This is a genomic window from Haloarcula sp. H-hyl6 (assembly GCF_056934455.1).
On record NZ_JBRIIK010000002.1, the window covers coordinates 932,235 to 956,004 of the forward strand.

Annotated in this window: 29 protein-coding genes; 18 read left to right on the forward strand and 11 right to left on the reverse strand. The window is 67.1% G+C overall.

Annotated elements, in window-relative coordinates; genetic code table 11:
* The first annotated feature begins 75 nt into the window (after positions 1-75).
* From Hhyl6_RS18435 to Hhyl6_RS18445, 3 genes are read left to right on the forward strand one after another with little or no spacing between them, the layout of a single operon-like run.
* A complete protein-coding gene (locus Hhyl6_RS18435) occupies positions 76-582 on the forward strand; it encodes a helix-turn-helix domain-containing protein (RefSeq protein ID WP_483740704.1) in 507 nt (168 codons plus the stop codon).
* 52 nt (positions 583-634) lie between these two features.
* Complete coding sequence (locus tag Hhyl6_RS18440) at positions 635-1,762, forward strand: acyl-CoA dehydrogenase family protein (protein ID WP_483740705.1); 1,128 nt, start codon at positions 635-637, stop codon at positions 1,760-1,762.
* Positions 1,763-1,803: 41 nt separating this feature from the next.
* Positions 1,804-2,346 carry an HAD family hydrolase gene (locus tag Hhyl6_RS18445; RefSeq protein WP_483740706.1) on the forward strand — a complete coding sequence of 181 codons (543 nt, stop codon included), beginning with the start codon at positions 1,804-1,806 and terminating at the stop codon, positions 2,344-2,346.
* Here the strand turns inward: Hhyl6_RS18445 and Hhyl6_RS18450 are convergent.
* Positions 2,325-2,552 carry a DUF5822 domain-containing protein gene (locus tag Hhyl6_RS18450; protein WP_483740707.1) on the reverse strand — a complete coding sequence of 76 codons (228 nt, stop codon included), beginning with the start codon at positions 2,550-2,552 and terminating at the stop codon, positions 2,325-2,327. The two genes, Hhyl6_RS18445 and Hhyl6_RS18450, sit on opposite strands and share 22 nt — an antisense overlap.
* A gap of 89 nt (positions 2,553-2,641) precedes the next feature.
* Between Hhyl6_RS18450 and Hhyl6_RS18455 the strand changes: the two genes are divergently transcribed.
* From Hhyl6_RS18455 to bioU, 6 genes are all read left to right on the forward strand, one after another.
* Positions 2,642-2,854 carry a DUF8149 family protein gene (locus tag Hhyl6_RS18455; RefSeq protein ID WP_483740708.1) on the forward strand — a complete coding sequence of 71 codons (213 nt, stop codon included), beginning with the start codon at positions 2,642-2,644 and terminating at the stop codon, positions 2,852-2,854.
* Positions 2,851-3,333 (forward strand): N-acetyltransferase family protein, encoded by a 483-nt coding sequence (locus Hhyl6_RS18460; RefSeq protein ID WP_483740709.1) that lies wholly within the window; start codon positions 2,851-2,853, stop codon positions 3,331-3,333. Before Hhyl6_RS18455 ends, Hhyl6_RS18460 begins: the two co-directional genes overlap by 4 nt.
* Before the next feature lie 44 nt (positions 3,334-3,377).
* A complete protein-coding gene (gene panB / locus Hhyl6_RS18465) occupies positions 3,378-4,187 on the forward strand; it encodes a 3-methyl-2-oxobutanoate hydroxymethyltransferase (RefSeq protein ID WP_483740710.1) in 810 nt (269 codons plus the stop codon).
* Between the two features lie 102 nt (positions 4,188-4,289).
* Positions 4,290-5,123, forward strand: a complete 834-nt coding sequence (locus Hhyl6_RS18470) for a formate/nitrite transporter family protein (RefSeq protein ID WP_483740711.1) — start codon at positions 4,290-4,292, stop codon at positions 5,121-5,123.
* A gap of 66 nt (positions 5,124-5,189) precedes the next feature.
* On the forward strand, positions 5,190-6,305 hold the full coding sequence (gene bioB / locus Hhyl6_RS18475) for a biotin synthase BioB (RefSeq protein WP_483740712.1): 1,116 nt from the start codon (positions 5,190-5,192) through the stop codon (positions 6,303-6,305).
* Between the two features lie 2 nt (positions 6,306-6,307).
* The gene (gene bioU / locus Hhyl6_RS18480) at positions 6,308-7,423 is read left to right on the forward strand and encodes a (S)-8-amino-7-oxononanoate synthase BioU (protein ID WP_483740713.1); all 1,116 of its coding nucleotides are present in this window, start codon (positions 6,308-6,310) and stop codon (positions 7,421-7,423) included.
* Positions 7,424-7,450: 27 nt separating this feature from the next.
* Here the strand turns inward: bioU and Hhyl6_RS18485 are convergent, their stop codons facing one another.
* Complete coding sequence (locus Hhyl6_RS18485; RefSeq protein ID WP_483740714.1) at positions 7,451-8,767, reverse strand: class-III pyridoxal-phosphate-dependent aminotransferase; 1,317 nt, start codon at positions 8,765-8,767, stop codon at positions 7,451-7,453.
* A gap of 135 nt (positions 8,768-8,902) precedes the next feature.
* Here Hhyl6_RS18485 and Hhyl6_RS18490 point away from each other — a divergent pair, with 135 nt between their 5' ends.
* Together Hhyl6_RS18490 and bioD are read left to right on the forward strand one after the other, a co-directional pair.
* Positions 8,903-10,105, forward strand: a complete 1,203-nt coding sequence (locus Hhyl6_RS18490; protein WP_483740741.1) for an aminotransferase class I/II-fold pyridoxal phosphate-dependent enzyme — start codon at positions 8,903-8,905, stop codon at positions 10,103-10,105.
* The gene (bioD, locus tag Hhyl6_RS18495) at positions 10,102-10,794 is read left to right on the forward strand and encodes a dethiobiotin synthase (protein WP_483740715.1); all 693 of its coding nucleotides are present in this window, start codon (positions 10,102-10,104) and stop codon (positions 10,792-10,794) included. The genes Hhyl6_RS18490 and bioD overlap by 4 nt, the downstream gene beginning before the upstream one ends.
* 204 nt (positions 10,795-10,998) lie before the next feature.
* Here the strand turns inward: bioD and Hhyl6_RS18500 are convergent, their stop codons facing one another.
* Both Hhyl6_RS18500 and acs read right to left on the reverse strand, forming a co-directional pair.
* Positions 10,999-12,075, reverse strand: a complete 1,077-nt coding sequence (locus tag Hhyl6_RS18500) for a phosphotransacetylase family protein (protein WP_483740716.1) — start codon at positions 12,073-12,075, stop codon at positions 10,999-11,001.
* Entirely contained in the window at positions 12,072-14,177 is a 2,106-nt protein-coding gene (gene acs, locus Hhyl6_RS18505; protein WP_483740717.1) for an acetate--CoA ligase alpha subunit, read from the reverse strand. Before acs ends, Hhyl6_RS18500 begins: the two co-directional genes overlap by 4 nt.
* A 174-nt stretch (positions 14,178-14,351) precedes the next feature.
* Between acs and Hhyl6_RS18510 the strand changes: the two genes are divergently transcribed.
* The 3 genes from Hhyl6_RS18510 to dpsA all read left to right on the forward strand — a co-directional run bounded on the left by Hhyl6_RS18510 (position 14,352) and on the right by dpsA (position 16,430).
* Complete coding sequence (locus tag Hhyl6_RS18510; protein ID WP_483740718.1) at positions 14,352-14,747, forward strand: DUF8048 family protein; 396 nt, start codon at positions 14,352-14,354, stop codon at positions 14,745-14,747.
* A gap of 211 nt (positions 14,748-14,958) precedes the next feature.
* The gene (locus Hhyl6_RS18515; protein ID WP_483740719.1) at positions 14,959-15,726 is read left to right on the forward strand and encodes a spondin domain-containing protein; all 768 of its coding nucleotides are present in this window, start codon (positions 14,959-14,961) and stop codon (positions 15,724-15,726) included.
* A gap of 158 nt (positions 15,727-15,884) precedes the next feature.
* Positions 15,885-16,430, forward strand: a complete 546-nt coding sequence (gene dpsA / locus Hhyl6_RS18520) for a DNA starvation/stationary phase protection protein DpsA (RefSeq protein ID WP_483740720.1) — start codon at positions 15,885-15,887, stop codon at positions 16,428-16,430.
* Between the two features lie 106 nt (positions 16,431-16,536).
* Here dpsA and Hhyl6_RS18525 read toward each other — a convergent pair whose 3' ends face one another.
* A complete protein-coding gene (locus Hhyl6_RS18525; RefSeq protein WP_483740721.1) occupies positions 16,537-16,695 on the reverse strand; it encodes a hypothetical protein in 159 nt (52 codons plus the stop codon).
* Between the two features lie 92 nt (positions 16,696-16,787).
* On the opposite strand from Hhyl6_RS18525, the gene Hhyl6_RS18530 reads away from it, so the two are divergent.
* The 3 genes from Hhyl6_RS18530 (at position 16,788) to Hhyl6_RS18540 (ending at position 18,461) form a co-directional block, all read left to right on the forward strand.
* On the forward strand, positions 16,788-17,381 hold the full coding sequence (locus Hhyl6_RS18530) for a DUF7547 family protein (RefSeq protein WP_483740722.1): 594 nt from the start codon (positions 16,788-16,790) through the stop codon (positions 17,379-17,381).
* A 69-nt stretch (positions 17,382-17,450) separates the two neighbouring features.
* Positions 17,451-17,936 (forward strand): HTH domain-containing protein, encoded by a 486-nt coding sequence (locus Hhyl6_RS18535; RefSeq protein ID WP_483740723.1) that lies wholly within the window; start codon positions 17,451-17,453, stop codon positions 17,934-17,936.
* 72 nt (positions 17,937-18,008) lie between these two features.
* Positions 18,009-18,461, forward strand: a complete 453-nt coding sequence (locus Hhyl6_RS18540) for an HTH domain-containing protein (RefSeq protein ID WP_483740724.1) — start codon at positions 18,009-18,011, stop codon at positions 18,459-18,461.
* Here the strand turns inward: Hhyl6_RS18540 and Hhyl6_RS18545 are convergent.
* The 5 genes from Hhyl6_RS18545 to Hhyl6_RS18565 are packed head-to-tail and all read right to left on the reverse strand — an operon-like array spanning position 18,440 to position 23,163.
* On the reverse strand, positions 18,440-18,808 hold the full coding sequence (locus tag Hhyl6_RS18545) for a Zn-ribbon domain-containing OB-fold protein (RefSeq protein WP_483740725.1): 369 nt from the start codon (positions 18,806-18,808) through the stop codon (positions 18,440-18,442). The two genes, Hhyl6_RS18540 and Hhyl6_RS18545, sit on opposite strands and share 22 nt — an antisense overlap.
* Positions 18,805-19,956, reverse strand: coding sequence for a thiolase family protein (locus Hhyl6_RS18550; protein ID WP_483740726.1), 1,152 nt, complete (start codon positions 19,954-19,956; stop codon positions 18,805-18,807). The genes Hhyl6_RS18545 and Hhyl6_RS18550 overlap by 4 nt, the downstream gene beginning before the upstream one ends.
* Before the next feature lie 51 nt (positions 19,957-20,007).
* The gene (locus tag Hhyl6_RS18555) at positions 20,008-20,841 is read right to left on the reverse strand and encodes an ABC transporter ATP-binding protein (protein WP_483740727.1); all 834 of its coding nucleotides are present in this window, start codon (positions 20,839-20,841) and stop codon (positions 20,008-20,010) included.
* Positions 20,841-21,971 carry a FecCD family ABC transporter permease gene (locus tag Hhyl6_RS18560; protein ID WP_483740728.1) on the reverse strand — a complete coding sequence of 377 codons (1,131 nt, stop codon included), beginning with the start codon at positions 21,969-21,971 and terminating at the stop codon, positions 20,841-20,843. Before Hhyl6_RS18560 ends, Hhyl6_RS18555 begins: the two co-directional genes overlap by 1 nt.
* Before the next feature lie 19 nt (positions 21,972-21,990).
* Positions 21,991-23,163, reverse strand: a complete 1,173-nt coding sequence (locus Hhyl6_RS18565; protein WP_483740729.1) for an ABC transporter substrate-binding protein — start codon at positions 23,161-23,163, stop codon at positions 21,991-21,993.
* Positions 23,164-23,292: 129 nt separating this feature from the next.
* Between Hhyl6_RS18565 and Hhyl6_RS18570 the strand changes: the two genes are divergently transcribed.
* Positions 23,293-23,472, forward strand: coding sequence for a DUF7836 family putative zinc-binding protein (locus tag Hhyl6_RS18570; RefSeq protein ID WP_483740730.1), 180 nt, complete (start codon positions 23,293-23,295; stop codon positions 23,470-23,472).
* Here the strand turns inward: Hhyl6_RS18570 and Hhyl6_RS18575 are convergent, their stop codons facing one another.
* Positions 23,473-23,613 carry a DUF8022 family protein gene (locus tag Hhyl6_RS18575; RefSeq protein WP_483740731.1) on the reverse strand — a complete coding sequence of 47 codons (141 nt, stop codon included), beginning with the start codon at positions 23,611-23,613 and terminating at the stop codon, positions 23,473-23,475. It abuts the gene before it with no gap.
* Positions 23,614-23,770: the final 157 nt, after the last annotated feature.

Below are 23,770 nucleotides of genomic sequence, written 5' to 3' on the forward strand. Positions count from 1 at the left end.
TGCGACGGGCCGCGGGAGAGTGTCGCATCCGCGTGAACCGGACGTTTCAAATACGACGAAACCGCTACCGGGGGCATGGCCAAATACTCGACCGGCGGCGGGGGCGACAGCGCCGGCGGGAGTTGCGAACTCTGCGGTGCCGACGGCGGGGACTTGCAGACCGCCAGCGTCGCGGGCGCGACCCTGCAGGTCTGTTCGGACTGCGCGAAGAACCACGGCGAGAACGAGCAGTCTCAGTCCTCGGGCGACCAGTCTCGGGACGAGACCGACCGGCGTCGCCGCGCCGCCCAGAACACCGCGAAGTTACAGGACTCACAGAAGCCCGACGCCACCCACTGGGAGGAGGGCGCCGACTACGACAGCGACCAACTGCCCTATCTCGTGAGCGACTACGGGAGCATCGTCACGGAGGCGCGCCAGGAGCGAGGGTTGCAGACGGCCGACCTCGCCGAGGAACTCGACTTGGACGAGAGCGACGTCCTCGCCGTCGAACAGGGCCGCGCGACGCAGGCGAGCGTCGGCGGGTCCACCATCGCAGTTCTCGAAGAGTACCTCGACGTCGAACTCGTCGATTCGCGCTGAGACGGCGGTTTCTCGACAGTAGACCTTTGGGAGTGCCACGCTTAGCGCCGCCATGGAGCTCTCGCCGGAACAGCGGGCAATCAGAGCGACCGTCAGGGAGTTCGCGACAGAACAGGTCCGACCGACCGCGGCCGAGGCCGACCGCGAGGAGTCGTTCCCCGAGGGCGTCTGGGACAGTCTCGCGGGCATCGACCTCACCGGACTGACGACACCGGCGGAGTACGGCGGCTTCGACGCCGACCGTCGGACCTACGCCATCGTCAACGAGGAACTGGCGTACGGGTCGCTCGCCGTCGCCACGGCGCTGTCTGTCCACTGTCTGGCCACCTCCTGTATCGCCGAATTCGCCACCGAGTCCGTCCGCGAGGAGTGGTTACCGGAGATGGTCGACGGCCGGCCGGTCGGTGCGTTCGCGCTCTCGGAACCGCACGCGGGGTCGAACCCGCGGGGGATGACCACCGTCGCGAGGCCCGACGGTGACGGCTACGTCGTAGACGGCGAGAAGCAGTGGATAACGAACGGGGAGCGCTCGGGCGTCGTCGTCGTCTTCGCCAAGACGGACCGCGATGACCCCGACTCCGTCACGCAGTTCCTCGTCCCGAAAGACGCAGATGGACTCACGGTGGGTGAGCCAGAGGACAAACTCGGCCTGCGGGCCAGCGACACCACTTCGCTGACCTTCGACGGGGTACGGATTCCCGAGCGGTACCGGCTGACCGACGTGGGAGACGGACTGGCCGCCGCGCTGTCGATTCTGAACGGCGGCCGAGTGGCCATCGCCGCACAATCCGTCGGCCTCGCACAGGCCGCGCTGGACGAGGCCGTCGAGTACGCACAGGACCGCGAGCAATTCGACCGGCCGATAAGCGAGTTCCAGACGATACGACACAAACTAGCGGACATGGCGACCACGGTGCAGGGCGGTCGGCTACTCACGTGGGACGCGGCCAGTCGCATAGATCGGGGCGAGGACGCCAGACAGGCGGCGAGCATGGCCAAGTACTTTGCCAGCGAGGGGGCCGTCGAGGTGGCGAACGAAGCCGTCCAGATTCACGGCGGCTACGGCTACACCACGGACTTCCCGGTCGAACGACTGTACCGTGACGCGAAGGTGACGACCATCTACGAGGGGACCAGCGAGATTCAGAAGAACGTCGTCGCACGCGAGATGCTCGACTGAGCGGCGAAGCACATTTGCGGACCGACGGCGTACCGCGGACCGTGACACACGACGCTGTCGTCTACGACTTGGACGGGACGCTGGTGCGACTCGCCGTGGACTGGAACGCCGTCGCCCGCGACGTGGCGAGCGTCCTCCGGTCACGCGACGTGGACCCGGGTCAGACCGACCTCTGGGGGATGCTCGAACTGTCCGACGAGACGGGCCACCGAGCGGCCGTCGAGGAGACGATAACGGAGTACGAACGCGACGGCGCACGACGGTCGGAGCGTCTCGGACTCGCCGAGGGCCTCCCGCATCAGGTTCCGGTCGGAGTGTGTTCGCTCAACGCCGAGGAGGCGTGTCGACTCGCGCTGGACACCCACGGCATCGCCTCGGCGGTCGGTCCGGTCGTCGGCCGGGACTCGGTCGGGTCGGCGAAACCCGACCCGGAGGGCCTGCTGACGGTCGTGGACCGCCTCGACGCCGCCCCCGAATCGACGGTGTTCGTCGGCGACTCGGAACGGGACGCGGAGACGGCCCGGCGCGCGGGGACGGCCTTCGCGTGGGCGAGCGAGTTCGATCAGCGACGGTACCGGGCGTAGAGGTAGACGGCGACGGCGGTGCAGAACCAGACGACAGCGCCGACCCGGACCGCGAACAGGGCGCGACTCGTCCACGTCGGGAGCGTCGCGCCAAAGGAGGCGAGGACGACGAGCGGAGACCCGACGAGGATAGTCGTGACGAACGTCGTCTGCATCACCCACCCGAAGTCCACCCCGTCCGGATTCGTCTGTTCGACTGCTGGCACGAGCGGAGGTTTCGACGGTACTGGCAAACCGGTTCCGGTTTCGCCGGCGACCAGACGTTATTTGCACCCCCGGTTCATACCGAACCAGCATGACTGAGGAGGGGGAACTCCCGAAGATTCCGGTCGTCTGTACTGACTGTGACACGCGGAGTCGCGTACCGTTCGAGGACGTCGAGTCGGCGGTCGACCGCCACAACGAACAACTGCACGACGGCGACCCCGTCGCGGAGGTCGACCCGGACGTGCTCGACCAACTGCTCGACCACGTCGGCCGCGACATCGGGCTGTTCGACGGGGAATGATACGACCCTACGAACCGAGCGACGCCGCGGACCTCTGGGAGTGCAAGCAGGCCTTCGAACTCGAACTCGGGACGGGGACGGGCGACGACGAGAAGGCCGCGGCCTACCGCGAGAAACTGGACGCCGACTACCGCGAGTCGTACCTCGCGTGGGTAGACCGCTGCGTGGGAGACGAGGAGCGAACGGTACAGGTGGCCGAAGCCGACGGCGGGGTGGTCGGCTACGTCTTCGTCCTCCCCGAGTCGATGGCCCACGTCTGGGACGCCGCCGTCCTCAACGAACTGTTCGTCGCGGAGGCGTATCGCGGGCGCGGCGTGGGCGACGACCTGTTGAAAGCGGCGCTGTCGGTGGCCCGCGACCAGTCGCTCCCCCTGGACCGAGTCGTCTTAGACGTCGACCCGGACAACGAGCGAGCGGCGGCGTTCTACGACCGCTGGGGCTTCGAACCGTGGGGCCAGATGGTCGCCCGGCCGCTGTGACCGCGACCCGAACACGTAATAGCGCGGCGCGCCCGGCCACGGACATGACCACCGTCCGGGACCTGCAGGCGATGGCGGGTGACGAACAGATAACGATGTTGACCGCCTACGACGCCGTCACGGCGGACATCGTGGAGGAGGCCGGCGTAGACGTGGTGCTCGTCGGGGACAGCATGGGCAACGCCGTCCTCGGCCACGACGACACGCTCCCGGTGACGCTCGACGAGATGGCCTCCCGCGTGGCCGCCGTCGCACGCGGGACGGACGAGACGCTCGTCGTGGCCGACATGCCCTTCCTCTCTTTCGGGGCCGACGAGGGCGAGAGCGTGAAGAACTGCGGGCGGATGCTCAAGGAGGCCGGGGCCAACGCGGTGAAACTCGAATCGGGCCCGCACACCCTCGAATTGACCGAGCGACTCTCCGACCTCGGCATCCCAGTGATGGCCCACCTCGGTCTGACGCCCCAGAGCGTCAACCAGACCGGGTACACCCAGCAGGCCGCCGACCGCGAGGAGGCCGAGGAGATTCTCGAACTCGCGCAGGCCCACGAGGACGCCGGGGCGTTCGCGCTGGTCCTCGAACACGTCCCCGCGAACCTCGCGGCACAGGTGACCGAGGCCATCGACATTCCGACCATCGGCATCGGGGCCGGCGGCGAGTGTGACGGGCAGGTGCTCGTCTTCACCGACGTTGTGGGCCTCGCGGAGTCGAGTCCGCCGTTCGCCGAGCGGTTCGGCGACGTTCGAAGCGAGATACGCGACGCCGTCGGCGACTACGTCGAGGCCGTAGAGTCCGGCGAGTTCCCCGCCGAAGAACACGCGAGTCGGAACGAGGAACTGGACGACCTGTACTGACCTGACTCCGGGGCCGAGAGCGCACAGAACCGCCGGATAATCGGGAATTATCGGCGGTTAGCGTGTGACCAATCAAGAGTGAGTCGGCCGAACGACTGCTACATGTCCGGGTCGAACGCCGAGACGGGCGACGAGGAGCAGATGCCGACGGAGAACATCCTCGACATCCAGATAGAGCGTGGGTTGAGCGAACTCCGGCGTCCCATCACCGGCCTCTCGCTCTCGGCGCTGTCTGCGGGTCTCGACATCGGGTTCGGACCCCTGTTGATGGCCGTCGTCCTCACGTCCGCCGGCGTCTCGGGTACCGCCGACCTCCCCAAAGAACTCGTGCTCGGCCTCGCGTACGGCGTCGGATTCATCCTCGTGGTCCTCGGGCGGTCGGAACTGTTCACCGAACACACGACGCTCGCGGTGCTCCCGGTGCTGGACAATCAGGCCGGAATCGCTCGACTCGGACGGCTCTGGGGCACCGTCTACGTGGCGAACGTCGTCGGGGCCGTGCTCTTCGCGTGGTTCGCCGTCGCCGTCGCCCCGGCGGTGGGCGTCGTCGAACCGTCCACCTTCGTCGAACTGGCGACGACGTACACCGAGCAGTCGCCGGCGGTGTTGGTCGGGGCCGGAATCATGGCCGGGTGGCTGATGGGCCTGCTCTCTTGGCTCGTCGCCGCGGCCGACAGCACGCTCTCGCGGATGGCAGTCGTCTGGCTCATCGCCGCGGCCATCGGCTTCGCTCACCTGCCACACTGCATCGCCGGAACCGTCGAAGTCGTCGCCGGCGTCGTCGTCTCCCCCAACCTCGGCGTCGTCGACTACGCCAGGTTCCTCGCGTTCTCGACCGTCGGCAACACCATCGGCGGCGTCGTGTTCGTCGCGCTCCTGAAGTACGGCCACGTCGTCCGTAGCGGCCCCTCCCACGCCGACGTGCGCCGGGAGTGACCGGCATCGGAGTCGACAGTCGCGGCCACCCGAAGTTTTATTCGCTCGTCAACTGTCGTTGGGAATGTGGTTTACGAGACGGGCAACCGCACGGTAGACGACGCCGTCGCACGCGTGTTGGACGGCGAACGCCTCGACCGCAGGGACGGACTGGCACTCGTCGCACAGCCAGTCGACGCCCTCGCGGCGGGGGCCGACTACGTCCGCACGCAGTTGGGCGACGACACCGTCGACGCGTGTTCCATCGTGAACGCCAAGGCCGGTAACTGCGCGGAGGACTGTGGGTTCTGTGCCCAGTCGGTCCACTTCGACACCGGCATCGACGACTACGGCTTCCTCGGGCCGGAGAAGGTGCTGGAGGCCGCGAAACGGGCCGAGCGAGACGGTGCCCAACGGTTCGGCATCGTCGTCGCCGAGAAGGGCGTCTCGAAGGAACAGCGACCCGACGAGTGGGCGGAGGTACTGGAGGCCATCCGTCTCGTACGCGACGAGACGGACGTGGAGGTGGACGCCAGCCTCGGCATCCTCACGGACGAGGAGGCCGCCATCCTCGCCGAGGAGGGGCTGAACCACTACAACCACAACATCGAGACGTCGCCCCGCTACTTCCCGGAAATCGTCCAGACGCACTCCTTCGAGGACCGCGTCGAGACGCTGGAGGTGGCGAAGGAGGCCGGCATGGACCTCTGTGCCGGCGTCATCCTCGGTATGGGCGAGACGCCCACCGACCGCGTCGACGCGGCGATGGCCCTGCAGGACATCGGCGTCTCCTCGCTCCCGGTGAACATCCTCAACCCGGTCGCGGGGACGCCGATGGCCGAACGCGGCCTCCCCGACATCACGACCGAGGAGGTCGTCGAGACCATCGCGGTCTACCGCCTGCTCCACCCAGAAGCCCGCGTCCGTCTGACCGGCGGACGCGAGGTGAACCTCGATATGGACGGGCAGGTGGCCGCGCTGGAGGCCGGCGCGGACGGCATCCTCACGGGCGACTACCTCACCACCGAGGGCCAGTCGGCCGCCGACGACCTCGAAATCGTCGAGGCGGCGGGACTGGAACCCAACACGGAGGCCAACGAGTTCGACCCCGAGGCGGTCAAATCGCGGGCCGACGACGACGCGGACCCCGAGACGGCGGCGGGCACCGCACAGAGCAAATCGGAACTTCAATCAGACGACTGACTATGGACGACGTACGATTCGCGGTACTCGGCACGGGCGGTATCGGACGACGAACGCTCGACGTCTCGCAGTACAAGGACGGCTTGACGCCCGTGGCGGCGTGTGACCGCAACGGCGTGGCCATCGACCACGACGGCTTGGACGTCGAGGAACTGCTGGAGGCGACAGAGGGGAACATCGCGAGCGGGCCGCAAGGCGGCCCCGGACAGTCGAGCGGCGACGAGCCGCGAGACAGCGGCCCCGAAGACGACGTCGCCACAGACGGCGGGGCGGCCGCCGCACCCGAAGGCGTCAAACAGCACGGCGAACGGGCCGGCGTCGTCACCAGCGAACAGGGCCGACCGACGGAGACGCCCATCGACGACGTCATCGCGGAGAGCGACGCCATCGACGCGGTGCTGGTGGCGCTCCCGAACCTCGAACACGACTTCATCCCGCGGGTCGCCGAGCGGTTCGCCGAGGCGGAGTACGAGGGCGTCCTCGTGGACGTGCTCAAGCGCTCGCGGGTCATCGGGATGCTGGACGACCGCGAGGAGACACTGAAGGAATCGGGCATCACGTTCGTCTGCGGGGCGGGCGCGACGCCGGGGTTCCTGACCGGTGTGGCCGCGCTCGCCGCCCAGTCGTTCGTCGAAGTCGAGGAGGTCGAAATCTGGTGGGGCGTCGGCCTCAAGAGCGGGTACGAGGACAACCGGGGCACCGTCCGAGAGGACATCGCCCATCTGGACGGCTACGACATCGAGACGGCCCGCGAGATGAGCGAAGAAGAGATAGAGCAACTCATCGAGGACCACGACGGAGTTCTGGAGTTCCACGACATGGAACACGCCGACGACGTCCTGCTGGAACGAGCGGGCATCTGCGACGCCGAGGACGTCCACGTCGGCGGCGTCTTGGACGTGCGCTCCGACGAGAAGCCGACCACGACGACGGTCAGCGTCACCGGGACGACGTTCGACGGCGAGACGGGGACCAACACCTTCCAGCTAGACGACGCGACGAGCATGGAGGCGAACGTCAACGGCCCGGCGCTGGGCTACCTGAAAGCCGGCGTCCGCAACAACCGTGCGGGTCACTACGGCGTGTTCGGCCCTGCGGACCTCATGCCCGGGTTCTGACCGGTCGCCGAGCGGTTCGAGTCGCCGTCAGCGACTCGCGGCCCGTCTGAACGCCGCGACGCCCTGTTCTATCTCGCGCTCCCGCACGTCCAGCGGCGGGAGGAGTCTGACCGTCTGCGTGCCGCAGGCGAGCGTCAGCAGCCCCTCTCGAAGGCAGTTCTCGACCATCGCGTCGCGTCGGTCCGGCGTGTCGAACTCGACGGCGACCATCAGGCCGAGGTTCCGCACGTCGGTCACGCCGTCGAGCGCTGCCTCGTCGAGGCGGGCCGCGAGGTGGTCGCCTCGCACCGTGGCGTTGTCGAGCAACCCGCGGTCCTCGATGACGTCTATCGTGAGAGTGCCGACGAGCGAGGAGAGGAGGTCCCCGGCCCCCCACGTCGAGGAGAGGCGGCCCTCCTCGTCGGGGAACACGTCGCCGCGGCCGACCGTGGCGCCGACGCGGAGCGCCTTGCCCACGGCGAGGACGTCCGGTTCGATGGCGTAGTGGTCCGACCCCCACCACTCGCCGGTCCGGCCGACGCCCGACTGAATCTCGTCGGCTATCAGCGGGACGTCGTACTCCGAACAGACCGCGGCCACGTCGTCCATGAACGCTTCGCTCGGAATCCGATAGCCGCCCTCGCCCTGGACGGGTTCGAGGATGACGTACGCCACCTCCGCCGGGTCCACGCTCCCGTCGTCGTCGAGGACGCGCCGCAACTGCGAGCGCCCCTCGCCGGGGAAGTAGCCACAGCGACAGGTCCCGGGGTCGCAGGACCGGTCGTCGCAGTACGGGAACGAGGAGATGCCGGCCACCTCTGGGAAGTCCCGCCTGTGAACGGCCTTCGAGCGGTTGAGCGACAGAGCGCCGAGCGTCCGACCGTGGAAGGCTCCCTCGAAGGTGAGGCCGTACTTCGCGCCGTCGCGGTAGTCGTAACATATCTTGATGGCGTTCTCGACGGCCTCTGCGCCGGAGTTCGAGAGGAAGACGGTGTCCAGACCCTCGGGGGCGACGTCGACGAGGCGGTGCATCAACTCCGTCGGACCGGGCAGGTCGCCCGTGCTCGCGTAGAAGTCCTGGCCCGCGAACTTCAGGGGGTCGACGAGGTCGAACTCGTCGAGGCGGTCCATCAGGTACGGGTTGTCGTATCCCAGCGGTGCCCCGGCGACGTGGGACGTGAAATCGAGCAGGACGTTCCCGTCGATGTCGACGCAGTACGGCCCGCGGGCGTCGGCGGTGACGTCCCAGACGAAGTCGTAGACGTGGGTGGCCTGCGCGGCCACATCGTGGTGGTGTTCGACACGGTCACGGGCACGCGCCCCGGGGAACTCGTCGACGGAGGGGCTGGCTGTCTCCCGGTCCATGCTGGGGTTTCGCACGGTACCGTAGTAAAAGTAAGTCCAGTGATTGGTCACAGAGACAGACAGGCGTACGGCGTCTCGCCGCCGGCGGTCGTCCATCACCAACCGCTAAGGGGCGCTGGGTCGACCCACCGGACGATGACCCACGGGTTCGACCTCGACGCCCGCCTCCGCGAACGCGACAGCCGGGAGTTGCGCCGCCACCTCGACGTGACCGAACGGGTCGCGCGACGCACCCGGTTCGCCGACGACCCGAAGCGCGGCGCGGCCGACTTCGGAGCGGAGATGCTCGTCTTCGCGGCGAACAACTACCTCGGCTTGACGGACGACGGGCGCGTCCAGCGAGCGGCAGAACTCGGCGCACGGACCGTCGGAACCGGGGCCGGCGCCTCGCGTCTCGTCACCGGCGACACCCGTCTCCACAGGGCGCTCGAACGTGACCTCGCCGCCTGCAAGGGGACGGAGCGAGCCCTCGTCTTCTCCTCGGGGTACGCCGCCAACGTCGGGACCATCGACGCCCTCGCCCCGGACGTCGTCTTCTCGGACGAACTGAACCACGCGTCCATCGTCGACGGCTGTCGAGTCGGTGCGCGGGAGACGGTGGTGTACGACCACTGCGACGCGACCGACCTGCGCCAGAAGATGGCAGAGCGGGACGCTCGAAGCGACACGGACGAACAGTGGCTGGTCGTCACCGACTCCGTGTTCTCGATGGACGGCGACGTCGCGCCGCTCGACGCCATCTGTGACGCCGCCGAGGAGTTCGGGGCGTGGCTGATGGTAGACGAGGCACACGCGACGGGCCTGTTCGGGGAGCGCGGCGGTGGCGTCGTCCAGCGAGCGGAACTCGGCGACCGGGTCGACGTCCAACTCGGGACGCTCTCGAAGGCGCTGGCGAGTCAGGGCGGGTACGTCGCCGGCGACGAGGCGCTGGTGGAGTACCTCGCGAACGCGGCCCGGTCGTTCGTGTTCTCGACCGGCCTGGCCCCGCCCGCGGCGGCCGCGGCCCGCGAGTCGTTGCGAATCGCCCGGGAGACGGACCAGGCCGACCGCCTCTGGGAGACGGTCGAGACGCTTCGGAGCGGTCTCGAGGCGATGGGATACGAGGTACTCGGCGAGACGCACATCCTGCCGGTGATGGTCGGCGACCGGGGCGACGCGCTCGAACTGGACGAGCGACTGCGGGACCACGGCATCGTGGCACCGGCCATCCGGCCGCCGACGGTGCCGGAGGGGACGGCCAGAATCCGCGCCTCGCCGACGGCGACCCACACCGACGCCGAGGTGGCGCAGTGCCTCGACGCCTTCGAGACGGCCGGCGAGGAGGTGGGCTTGCTGTGAGCGACGGGCCGGACGCCGACGGGAGCGAGGGCCTGTTCGTCGTCGGAACCGGGACGGGCGTGGGCAAGACTATCGTCACGGCCGGTCTGACGGGGTGGCTCCGTGACCGGGGCCGCGACGCCGTCGCCATCAAGCCCTGCCAGACGGGCTACCCGCCGGACGACGACGCCGCCTTCGTCGCCGACGCCTGCGGGACCGACGACGCGGCGACCTGTCTCCGCCGCCTCGAACCGGCCTTGGCGCCCGAAGTGGCCGCCGACGTCGCAGAGGCGGACCTCTCCTACGGCGAGATTCGGTCGGGCGTGGTGACGGCGACGAAGACGCACGAGGTGAGCGTCGTCGAGGGCATCGGCGGTCTGCGCGTGCCCCTCGCTGACGGACGAGAGGTGCTAGACCTCGTGGCCGACCTCGGACTGCCCGCCCTCGTCGTCGCTCGGTCTGGTCTCGGGACGCTGAACCACAGCGGTCTGACCGTCGACGCGTTGCGGGCGCGCGACGTGACCGTTCGGGGCGTCGTCCTCAACGAGTACGAGGGAGACACGACGGCCGAGCGGACGAATCCCGGCGTTCTGGAGTCGATGACCGACGCGCCCGTCTGGACCGTCCCGCCGCTCGACCTCTCGGACCCGACGGCGGCGGTCGACGGCGTGGCCGAGCACCTCCCCGAGACACTTCTCACTGGCTTGTAGGGCCGCTCTCAGAGTGGTTCGGTACAAAGGGGTCGAATCGGGGAGGGGGGTCCCCGAGCGTGTGACACTACGGAGCCTCTCGGCTCCACTTTCGCTTTGGCGTCAGACAACAAAAAAGACCGAGGTACGTTTCGTCTGGAGATAACGACACTACATCTCCAACGGCCCGTCTATCACGGTTTGAAACCGCAGAGGAAACGGCGCTTACTCGGAGAGCGCCAACAGCGACTCGACGTTCACGCCGTCCTCGAGGAGCGTCTGCATCCGTTCGACCGTGCCCGTATCGCGGGTCCGTCCGGAACGGAGGACGTCCTCGATGCGGTCGATGGTCGTCCGGGTGTCGGACTGCACGAGCAGAATCGGGACGTTCTCGTCCTCCGCGCGGCCGAGTACCGCACTCGCGGGACGGAAGCCACCGGTCAACAGGAGCGCCTTGATGCCCGACGCTTCGAGCGCGGCGGTCTGGACCTCCGAACGGTCCCCGCCGGTGACCATCACCGCGTCACGGGTGCGGCGGAACTGGTCGAGGGCGCTGTTGCCACCCATCGCACCGACCGTAAACCGCTCGACGTGGACGTCCGTGGACGCCTCCTTGGTGAGGACGTCCGCACCGAGGCTCCGGGCGAGGTCTTCGACCGTGACACCAGCGAGTTCCTGTACCCGCGGGAGCGACCCGAACACAGGGACGCCGCGCCCTTCGAGGAAGGGCAACACGTCGTCGGTGAGTTCGTCCATCGCCGCGTCGGTGACGCCGTTGAACAGGACGCCCGCGAGACGGTCGCCGAGCGACCGAGCGGCGGCCAGCACTTCGTCGGCGTCGCCGACGGTGGCGTACCCACAAACCAACAGGACGCGCGCGTCGAGTGCCTCGGCGATGTCGGCGTCGGTCAGGTCGACGATGCTGCCCGTCTCGAGGCGGTCGCTGCCCTCGACGACCATCAGGTCCTTGCCCTCCGAGATGGCCTGGAAGTTGTCGACGACGCGCCCTCGGAGTTCGTCCGGGTCCTCTCGGCCACGGATGGCCTCCTGGACGAACGTCGGCGAGTAGACGATTGGCTCCATCTCGTGGACTTCGGCGTCCAGTCCGAGCAGTTCCCGTGCGAGCATCGGGTCCTCGTCGCGGGTCTTGCCGACGGCGCTCTGCAGTCGGGTGCCTTTCGGCTTCATGTACCCGACCTCGTTGCCGGCGTCCTGTGCGGACTTCGCGAGCGCGAGGGTGATTGCCGTCTTGCCGATACCTTCCTCCGTGGACGTGACGAGTAGCGTGTTCGAGTCGGTCATAGTTCCTCTTGGTCGAGGGTTAGTCGCAGGTCGACCGCCTGCACTCCGTCGGGGGTCGCGACGAGCGGGTTGATGTCCAGTTCGACGATGGCCGGGAAGTCCGTGACGAGTTGCGAGAGGCGCTGGACCGTCTCGACGAGGGCGTCCTCGTCCACGGGGTCGCGGCCGCGTGCGCCGCGCAGGAGCGGCGCCGAGTCGATGTCGTCCAGCATCTCTCTGGCCTCCGGTTCGCTCACGGGAGCGACTCTGACAGTGTTGTCTTCGAGGACCTCCACGAAAATACCTCCGAGGCCGAAGAGCAGGAGCGGACCGAACTGCGGGTCCCGGTTCATGCCGAGGATGGTCTCGGTGCCCGAGTCGAGGTCGACCATCTCCTGTACCTGTACGCCCAGTACGGTCGCGTCCTGCTGGTAGTTGCGCGCGCGGACGACGAGGTCCTCGTAGGTGTCCCAGACCTCCTCGGGCGGGACGCCGACCTCGACGCCGCCGATGTCGGACTTGTGGAGGATGTCCGGGCTGACTATCTTCATCACCACGTCGTCGCCGATTTCCTCCGCGAGTTCCTGCGCCTCGGTCGGCGAGGAGACGACGCCGCCCTGCGGCGTGGGGATGCCGTAGGCGTCGAGCAGGTCCATCGCTTCGACGCCGAGGCGGTTCGTGTCCCGCCGGGCCGCGGATTCGAGAATCTCGCGGGCGCGCTCGCGGTCCACGTCGAAGGCGGTCGGTTCCTCGTACTCGCGGGCCTGTATCTCCCCGTAGTCTCGGAGCGCGTCGAGGCTCTCCACCGCGCGGGCGGGGTCGAAGTAGTTCGGGATACCGGCCTCGCTGAGGACGTCCTGCCCCTCCCCGACCGACTTCCCGCCCATCAGCGTCGTCGCGATTGGCATCTCCGCCTCCTGCTGTTTCTCGACGACGACGTCGGCGAGTTCCTCGAACGAGAGCACCGCGGTCGGGCAGGCGACGACGACGGCCATCGAGACGTTGTCGTCGGCCAGCACCGTCTCCAGCGCAATCTCGAAGCGTTCGGCGGGTGCGTCGCCGATGATGTCGACCGGGTTGTAGATGTTGGCCTCGTCGGGCATCGTCTCGCGCAGGCGGTCGAGGGTCCCGTCCTCGAACTCCGCGAGCGAGAGGTCCGAGTCACCGACGGCGTCCGTCGTCATCACGCCGGGACCGCCGGCGTTCGTGACGATAGCTATCTCCTCGCCGTCGGGGAGCGGTTGCCCCGAGAGAATCTGGGCGAAGTCGAACAGTTCCTGTACGGACTCGACGCGGAGCGTCCCGGCCTGTTCGAGGCCGGCCTCGTAGGCCCGTTCGGACCCGGCCATCGCCCCGGTGTGGGAGGCGGCGGCCGAGGCCCCCGCGTCCGTGCGACCCGACTTCACGAGGACGATGGGCGTGTCCTGCGTGACCTCTCGGGCCGTCCGGATGAACTCCTCGCCGTCGGCGATGTCCTCCAGATACCCGAGGATGACCTCCGTGTCGGGGTCGTCCCCCCACTCCGCGACGAAGTCGCCCTCGTCGAGGATGGCCTTGTTGCCCAGCGAGACGATGTCCTTGAAGCCGACGTCTCGTTCGGCGGCCCAGTCGAGGACGGCGGTGACGAAGGCCCCCGATTGGCTCATGAAGGAGATGTCCCCCTCGTTGGCCATCTCGTTCCCGAAGGTGGCGTTCAGACCCTTCGGCGTCGACATGACGCCGAGGCTGTTGGGGCCGACGAGGTTGAGGTCGTACTCCTCGGCGGCCGACCGGAGGTCTCGCTCCCGGGCCGCCCCCTCGCTCCCCGTCTCGCCGAACCCCGCGGTGATGACGACGACGTTGCCGATGCCGACCGCTCCGGCCTCGCGTATCGCCTCGACGGCGACGTTCGGGGGAACGACGACGACGGCGACGTCGATTTCGTCGGCCGCCTCGACGTCGCCGACCGTGTCGTAACAGCGGAGGCCCAACACCTCCTCCTTGTACGGGTTGACCGCGACAACCTCGCCGTCGAACGATTCGAGCAGGTTCGACGTGATGGCTCGCCCGACCGACCCCTCTGAGTCGGTCGCGCCAATCACGGCGACCCGTTCCGGCGCGAACAGCTTCGATAGTCGTCCCATTCCTCTAAGCGGCGGTAGCGTACCCTCGGGCAAATAACTGCCGGGCTACTCCCGGAAACCGGGAATATGAGTGGTAAATCGGGTAGATTCGAGCCCGTATCGGCCCGCTCGTTCGACGGTACGAGTCGCGGTGGAGGCGAGGTGCTTTTGGCGTCCGCCGACGAACGCTCGCCGATGACAAGTCCGGCGTCGCTGACAGCGTTCGACGACTCGGTGGTCCGGGACGTGGCCGCCGAGAACGACATCGACGAGCGTCGTCTCCGAGAGGCGTTGGCGGAACACCAGCAGACGATGCAGGCGAATCCGGGTGTCGAGAACCTCGTCTACGAGTGGCGCAAACAGTACGACGACCCGGTGCTCCTGCGCACGTCCGAACGGTTCATCGTCGCCGTGCCGACGACCGTCTGGGAGGAGTTCCGGGACCACCTCGACCTCGAGGAGCGACTCTTCGTCGCTGTCACTGCGGTCCATCAGGAGCAGACGTTACGAACCCCCGAAGTGGACCTCACGGCGATGCCGCCCGAACACGCGGCGCTCGTAGTCGGTCGGACGGACGGCGAGACGAGCTAAGACCGGGCTATCGATAGAGGGGAGCGCCGAACGAATCGCGGAGTCAGGCGGAATAACCCGACCGTAGCGACCGGCAGGGCGACGGTATTCTCGCCGGAACGGGGCGGCGTCGTGGTACTCACGCAATTACAATCTCGACTGTCACCCATGGCTGGGACGGAGCGGAGAACATGCGACGAATCGCCACAGCGGCCAGGAGATGCACAGCGCCATGACCGACGAGACGCCGACACTGAGTAGACGGCAAGCCCTCGCCCTCGGGGGCGCGACGCTTGGCGGGCTCGCCGTCGGGAGTTCGGCGGTGCTGGGACAGAGCGACGGGGGGCGGAACGGGCGGCGGCGGTACCGCGTCACCGTCGCGAACCTGACGCGTGGACAACCGTTCACGCCGCCCGCCGTCGCGGCGCATCGGTCCTCGGTCGAGGTGTTCGCCGTCGGGAACGAAGCCAACGAACCGACGCGGGAACTCGCAGAGAACGGTAACCTCGGCCCGCTCTCGGACCTCATCGAGGACACGAACGCCATCCGCGGCGCGGCCGTCGCGGAGTCGCCGCTCGTCCCCGAGAGCGACCCCGGACAGACCGACTTGCCGTACTACACGGAGATGACGCTCAGGGCCGACGCGAGCGCCGAGTTCCTCACGTTCGTCAGTATGCTCGTCGCCACGAACGACGGCATCGTCGGGTTGGACACCGTGCCGTTGCCCGAGAGCGTCAACGAGTCACGGACCTACTACGCGAACGGGTACGACGTCGGGACCGAGGAGAACACCGAACTGTTCGCCGACATGGTCCCGCCGGCGAAGACGCTCGTCATCGGCGGCGAATCAGAGGGAACCGCCGAGAGCGACCCGGACATCGCCGAGGACGACGTCGTCAGGCCTCACCCGGGCATACAGGGGGTCGGGAACCTCCCTCCGTCGGTGTACGACTGGCGGGAACCAGCGGCCTACCTGCAGGTGGAACGTCGCTCGTCGTAGACGGATACCCACCATCACGGCGGTCGGTGACTCGGACGCTTCACGGCCGGTCCGGCCCGAAGAGATGTTTGGAAAGGCAACTCTATTTTCGGTTTTCCTAAAATTGGTTTCCGTGTAGAAAACTTTTAAGTGTTATCCGAGAGTACTGTAAGACGCCTATGGCTACGCAGGAACACGTCCGTCGTCAGTTCGGTGAAGTCGAAGAGAACGCGCTTCGTCTCGACAAGGAGAAGTCCGAGCAGATAATCGACGCGCTGAATCAGGACCTCGCGGACACGTACGTGCTGTACCATCAGTTGAAGAAACACCACTGGAACGTCGAGGGGGCCGAGTTCCGCGACCTCCACCTGTTCCTCGGCGAGGCGGCGGCACACGCCGAGGAGGCCGCAGACGAAATCGCGGAACGCGCACAGGCCCTCGGGGGTGCCCCCGTCGCCGGCCCCGCCGAACAGGCCGACCACGCGAGCGTGGCGTACGAGGGACAGGACGTCTACGACATCCGCACGTCCCTGAAGAACGACCTCGAGATGTACGGCGACGTCATCGAGTCGCTCCGAGACCACATCGAACTCGCCGAGAACCTCGGCGACCACGCCACGGCGCAGATACTCCGCGAAATCATCGTCCAGACCGAGGACGACGCCCACCACGTCGAACACTACCTCGAAGACGACACGCTGGTCTTCGAAGGCGCGATGGAGTAAGCGAGAGCCCGAGTTCGGACCCCCGAACCGGACTACGGAGACAGTCCCCGACGGACGCCTCTTTCGGTAGAGTCGCTCGTGAGACGGAGACTAGAGCCGTGCCGGTCTACCGCCAGAGTTCGACGGTGAGGTCGGTCGCAATCCAGCCTTCTCGGTTGCCGTCTTCGGTGAACACTGTGCGGTCGGCGACGCTCTCGTGGGCGGTGACTGTTGGCCTGTCGTCGGCGTCCTCGACGGCCGCGACGTCGTCCGTCTGCGATGGCATTGCTAGCGATTAGGCCTGCCTAAAGCAAAAAGGGTTTTGGTTGGCCTAATCGTCGCGGCGAACTTTTGTACCTCTCCCCGCAAGTGGAGGGTATGAGCGCCAGTTCAGGCGACGACATCACCGCCCTGCTGACGGACCTCGTCAGGACCTTACAGGAGTTAGAGACGGAGGTGGAACCCACCACGGAGCGTGGCTTACCGCGCCCACCGACGCCGGAGGAGCTACTGCGGTTCACCAGCGACGTCACGATTCCGGCGGCCATCCTCGTCCTCAAGACGAACGTCGAGGCGCTGAAACTGCTCCGGCGTGCCCTCCGCATGGCCGAGGGCCGTCCGCCCTCCTCGGGGTCCGGTGCGAGCGAAGTCCGCCGACGGGCGACGACGCTGAGCAAAGCGACGCTCGCCCGCCTCGACGACGCGCTCACCGACCTGCAGGACGCCGTCGAGGGACGCCCGCAGGACGCCGAGGCGCGAGAACTGCTCGAAGAGGCGCGCTCGCTGCGCGCCGACCTACAGGACCGACTCGCCGACGCGCCCGACGCGGACGCCACCGCGCTCGACGACGAGTTCGAGGGGACGGACGTCCCCGTCGACGTCGACGCCGAGTTAGAGTCCATCAAGGACGACCTCGAGAACGGTGGTAGCGACCCTGAGGGCGGTGAGGGCGGCGAAGACGACGGGTCGTAATCGGACACCACAGAAGTTAGAAATTAAACATAATGTTTTATTATTGTACAGCTGCACCTACAGGTACCGATGCAGAACACAGAGTGTCCACCGACGCGTCGGGCGGAACTGTTCGTCAGGTCCGACCTCCCGGGGCCGTCTCGGGAGCGCCGAACCGCCGTCGAGGCCGAATTGACCGAACTCCAACGTGACGGCCTGTTCGACGCCGTCGAGACGACGGAGTGGGCGAAACGCATACCGATGACCGGCGATGGGGGCGACCGCACGGAGCGGCGCCTGTACAACGAATTCGCCGCTTGGGCCCGCGAACGGGACGCCTGTCTGGCACCGTTCTTTGATACCCGAGTGTGTTACAGTACGGAGACGGGCGACCGGCGGACGGAACTCGTCCTCCCGGCGATGTGTCTCGCAATCTACGAGAACGGCGAGTTGACGCGAGTCGCACCGTTCACGGAGGACGGGCGGCCGACGTCCGTCACGGAGTGTCTCCGAACCCTGAGAGCCGACGAGAAGCCCCCCACCGCGGGTTCGACCACGGCGTCCACCGCAGACTGACGATGAACTGGACGTACACCGATACGGCTATCTCCGCAACCGACGTAGGACACTCAATTGGTGTACGATACCATGACTCATACTTCTCGGGTGGCCGTGTACCTCCGGTCGCCCGTTCCCGAGGAGACGCAACGGCGGCAAGCGAGCGTCCTCGCTCGCGTCGACTCGCTCCGCCGTCGACACCTCGTCGACGAGGTGACGGTGGCGTACTGGCATCGCCTCTCGACCGGCGTCGACGACCGGGAGGCCGACGAAATCGCCGCGATGGAGGCGTGGGCCGAAACCCACGACTGTTCGCTCGCACCGACCTTCGACCGCCACGAGCGCCACAGCGCGTTCGTCGGTGACGACGCCGTCGTCACGCTTCCGGTGATGTGTCTCGCTTACTGGGAGGACGACGAACTCGTCGCCGTCTACCCGCACGTCGGGCCGTGTGGCCACTGTACGGTCATGGACGGACTCGATAGAATCGAATCGGCGCTGCTGTCGGGCGAGGACCTAGTTCACACCGGGTCCCAGCGGTAACCGTCCCACGCCTGACTCTCCGGGTTCTCGCTCTTGAGACCGACCTCCGGGTCGCGAAGTTCCTCGACGTAGACGGGTTCCACCTCGTCGCCAGTCTCGACGTCGTCGGTCGTCACCTGTCCGAGGGCGCGGACCGCCTGCCCGCCGACGTCGAACTCCACGATTGCGAGCGTGTTCGGTTGCCGGACGCCCGGCGGCGTCGCCGTCGACGTCGTCCACGTGACGACCTCTGCGGTCCGGTCGGAGAGGTCGAGCGTCTCCTCCTGCGGTTCGCCACACTCCGGACACCGTGGGTGCGTGGGGTACGAGACGTGACCGTTCGCGCACTTGCCTGCTTCGAGGGTCATTCTGCGGCCTCCATGATGGTGGTGATGACACAGTTTCCGAACCCGCCGACGTTACACGCGAGCGCCGTCTCGGCGTCGACCTGTCGGGGGCCGGCCTCGCCGACGAGTTGCTCGTAAATCTCGACGCCCTGTGCGACGCCGCTGGCACCGAGCGGGTGGCCCTTCGACTTCAGGCCACCCGAGGTGTTGATGGGGAGGGCCCCGTCTTTCGCGGTGGTGCCGTCCATCGCCATCTCCCACGCCGTCCCCTGTTCGGCGACGCCGATGCCCTCCAACTGGAGGAACTCGAGGATTGTGAACATGTCGTGCAGTTCGGCCACGTCTAAGTCGTCGGGGCCGAGGCCGGCCATCTCGTAGGCCTCTTTGCTCGACTCGACGACGCCGCCCATGACGGTAGGGTCGTCGCGTTCGTGGACGACGTGGGTGTCGGTCGCACCGCCGATACCGGAGACGGCGGCGTACTCGTCTGTAATCTCCTTCGCTCGCTCCTCGGTCGTGAACATCATCGCGGCGCTCCCGTCCGTGATTGGACAGAAGTCGTAGAGGCGAAGCGGGTCGGCGATGATGGGCGAGTCGAGCGCTTGCTCGACGGTAATCTCCTTCTGGAACTGTGCCATGGGGTTGTCGACGCCGTTCTCGTGGTTCTTCACCGCGACGCGCGCGAGGGACTCGCGCGGGGCGTCGAACCGTTCGAGGTAGTGTCGGGCCGTCATCCCGGCGAACGACGGGAGCGTCACGCCGTGTTTGTACTCGGCCGGGTGTGTGATGGAGGCGATGACGTCCGTCGCTTCCCCCGTGGTCTTGTGGGTCATCTTCTCGCCGCCGACGAGGAGGGTCATCTCGCTCGCACCGGAGGCCACCGACTGCCACGCCTCGTAGATGCCGGCCCCGCCGGAAGAGGAGGTCTGGTCGACCCGTTCGCTGTACGCCGGCATCACGCCGAGGTCGTGGGCCAGCGCGTTCATCACGCCCGTCTGACCCTCGAACTCCCCGCTGGCCATGTTCGAGACGTACAGGTGCTCTACCTCCTTCGGTGTGACGCCCGCGTCGTCCAGACACTCCTCGCCCGCCTGGGAGAGGAGGTCCTGAATCCAGGCGTCACGCTGCCCGAACTTCGTCATCGACGCGCCGATTACTGCGACTCCCATGTGTTCTCACACTCAGGGGGGTGGTGTATTCGTTACGGTGCCCTCAAAATCTCAGAGGGAGTGTTTCGGGACGATTTCCGGCGTCGGCGTGTACCTGACGGCGGCCTCGACTTCGAAGACGTCGCGCAGTAGCGCCTCCGTCACGACGTCCGTCGGCGGCCCCCAGTCGTACACCGACCCGTCGTCGAGGGCGACGAGGTAGTCGGCGAAGCGCGCTGCCTGCGCGATGTCGTGTAACACCACCACGACGGTCACGTCCCGTTCCTCGTTCAGGCGGGACACCGTCTCCAGTACGCGCATCTGGTGGTGGAGGTCGAGGAACGTCGTCGGTTCGTCGAGGAGGAGGACGTCCGTGTCCTGTGCCAACACCATGGCGATGAAGACGAGTTGTTTCTGCCCGCCGGAGAGGTTGCCGACCGGGTCGTCCCGCAGGTGGTCCACGCCGGCGAGGTCGATGGCGCGGTCGATGGCCTCGCGGTCGGCCTCCGTGAGCGAGTCGAAGAACCCGCGGTACGGGTAGCGGCCGTGGGCGACGAGGTCCGAGACGGTGACGCTCTCTGGCGCGTCGTTCTCCTGTGCGAGGTGTCCCAACCGTCGGGCGAGCGCTTTCTTCCCGTAGGACCGTATCTCCTCGCCGTCGAGCAGAACGTCGCCCTCGTCTGGCCCGAGTTGGGCGGCGAGCGTCTTCAGAAGCGTACTCTTGCCGCTCCCGTTCGGGCCGACGAGCGCCGTTATCTCGCCTCGCGGTACGTCGATTCGGTCGACGGTAACGACCGGTTCGTCGGTGCTCGCGTACCCCACCGAGAGGTCGCGTCCGACGACGGCGCTGTCCGGCGACGATTCGCCCTCCGCAGTGTCTGTCGAGTCGGTCTCTGGCGTCTGCATCAGAAGTCACCTACGGCGAGGTTGCGCCGCATCAGGTAGAGGAAGTACGGCCCGCCGAGCAGACCAGTGACGATGCCGACGGGGAGTTGAATCGGTGAGAGCGCCAGCCTCGCCCCGACGTCGGCCGCGGTGACGAGTGCCGGGCCGGCGAACGCACACCCGACCACGAGACGGCGGTAGTCGCTACCGACGAGGTTCCGCACGAGGTGCGGGACGACGAGGCCGACGAAACTCACCAGTCCCGCGACGGCGACCGAGACCGCCGTCGCGAGGATGGCCAGCGCAGACAGGCCGAAGCGAACCCGTTCGACGTTCATCCCGAGCGAACCGGCGGTTCGTTCGCCGAGCAAGAGGACGTTCAGTTGCCGAGACCCGGCGAGCGAGAGGACGAGTGCGAGAATCGTCCATGGGAGGGCCATCCTGACCTGCGCCCAGTCGGCCCCGGTCAGCGACCCGGTGAGCCACGAGAGCGCCGTCTGGACGACGCCCGTGTTCCCGGCGAAGAAGAACAGTCCCGACTGGAGCGACTGGCCGATGGTCGCCACGACGATGCCGGCGAGGATGAGGCGGACGGGGCTTGTTCCGTTCTGCCACGCGATGGCGTAGACGAGGAGGAACGCGGCCGTCCCGCCGGCGGCGGCGACGAACGGGAGGTACGCCGACAGGGCCGGAATCAGGATGAGGACCACCAGCACCGCGAGGCCCGCTCCGGCGCTGACGCCGAGGACGTACGGACTCGCCAGTTCGTTCCGAGTGACGGCCTGAAAGATGGCCCCCGCGACCGCGAGATTGGCACCGACCATGGCCCCCACGACGACGCGCGGGATGCGAATCTGCCAGACGATGAGCGTCGTGTTCGCCACGTCGGGGAACTCCCCGCCGAGCAACAACGCCGGGAGCGCCGACGGGGAGGCGACGACGGCGGGGTCGAACACGGCGTTCAGCATCTCGGGGACCGTCATCGCGTAGCTCCCGTAGCGTATCTGGACGGCCGCCGAGAGCAGGAAGACGACGACGCTCCCCGCGACGACCAGGCCGAGGTCCCTATCGAACAGCGTCCGCCAGCCGTCGGTGTCACTCCCGACAGTACCGGGACCGGCCTCCGTCTCGCCGTGGGGCTCGTGGGTCATCTGGTGGTGCTTTTGTCCTTCAGAAGTTCCCGTTTACGATGTCGGCCACGCGACCCCTGTCGAACAGCGTCTCGTCGCTCGTCACTGCACCGAACTTCTCGGGGAACAGTTGCTGGGCGGCACGTTCCGTGAGGAACAGGTTCTGAATCGGCCCTTGATGGATGAACCCCCCGCGGTAGACGCGGCCCTCCTGAACGCAGGTGAGTTCGCTCGCCACGTCGTGGTCCTGCATGTACGCGAGGACCGTGTTCCGGAACTCTTCGGGGGACTTGCGTTCGTGGCCGCGGACCATCAGCACGTCCGGGTCGACGTCGAGCATCGCTTCGTAGTCGATTTTCCCCCGGTCGGAGGTGCTGAGGCCGTCGATACCGGTGTCCGAGAGGGCGTCGCCGACGCCGAGGTCGTGCCACTGTTTCTTGCTGGTCCCCTGGTCCGTGACCCGGTATGGCGAGAACTGGTCCGGCTTGTCGGCCCCGGCGTAGGTCAACAGGACGTTCGGACGCTCGCTCGCCGACGGGAGTCGGGACTGCACGTCGGCGATGAACTCGTCGTGGTACGACTTGAACTGCTCGTAGCGCTCGGTCTGCTGGAACAGGTTGGCCACCTTCTCGAAGGCCTCGTACATCGTGTAGTAGCGGTAGTCGTGCCACGCGTCCTCGCGGCGGAAGTTGAGGTTCCCGAAGAAGGGGGCGACGTTCTGTCGAATCTCGTCGACGTCGCTCTGGGACCACCCGAACCAGTTGATGAGCATCTTCGGGTCCATCAGGTGGACGTCGTTGTTCAGCGCGTAGAACGGCTCCTTGGGGAGGGTGTCGCCGAGGAGTTCGTTCTCTTTGAGCGTCGACCGGTCGACGCTCACGCCGTCCAGTTCGTCGTAGACGTAGGTGTAGTACCGGCTGGCGTACCCGATGCCGGTGATGCCGTCGGCCTGTCCCAGCGCGACGGCCATGTCGGCGTACGCGCCGTCGTAGGCGATCCACTTCTCCGGGACGGACTCGAACGTCACCTCGCCCATCGGTTCCATGGACACCGAGTAGGGCGTGTTGCCGGACGTCGTGGTCGTCTCCGTCCCCCCGCCGGCAGTCTCGTTCTCGGAGTTGTCTCCAGTGGTGTCGCTGCTGCCCTGCGAACAGCCAGCGAGTAGTCCTGCGAGTGCGATGCCGCCAGTCTTCACGAAGTCGCGACGGTCCATACGCTGATTTAGGCCAGCCTAATAGTGTTAAAGCTTCCTATCTTTAGGCAATCCTAAAACCGAACGCCCCGTTGCCGTCTGGTGGCAACCCGCACAAAATATATCACCGGGCCACGCGGAGGTTCCCCCATGCAGGAAGCCTGGGTTCAACTGCAGTGTCCGGACTGTGAGGAGAACTGGGAAGAGAAGGTCGCGGACCTGTCCGGTGCCGACACGACGTTCACCTGCGGACACTGCGGGGCGGAGCGTCGCCTCGCGGAGTTCATGAAGACCGCCCGCGACCTCGAAGTCCTCGAACAGTTCGAGTAATCAGTACCGCGCCCGCGCCGCCGCCTTCCACTCGTCTCCCCGTTCGACGCTCTCGGGGCGACGCCGTTTTCCGAACCGCTTCAGACGACCCGCCAGTTTCCACTCGTCGACGTACTCGACGGTCTGCCTGCTTGGGGGCACCGGGGAGGGCACCCACCTTCTGTTGCAGAGGTGGTTCCCGGCGGACGTCGAGAGGGCGGTCACTTTATCAACCGTGATACTCGGTCACGGCATCCGGTCGGAGTCAGCGGGTTCTCGAATCGTCTCAGTCGATAACGAGACGACACGATGGCCTACA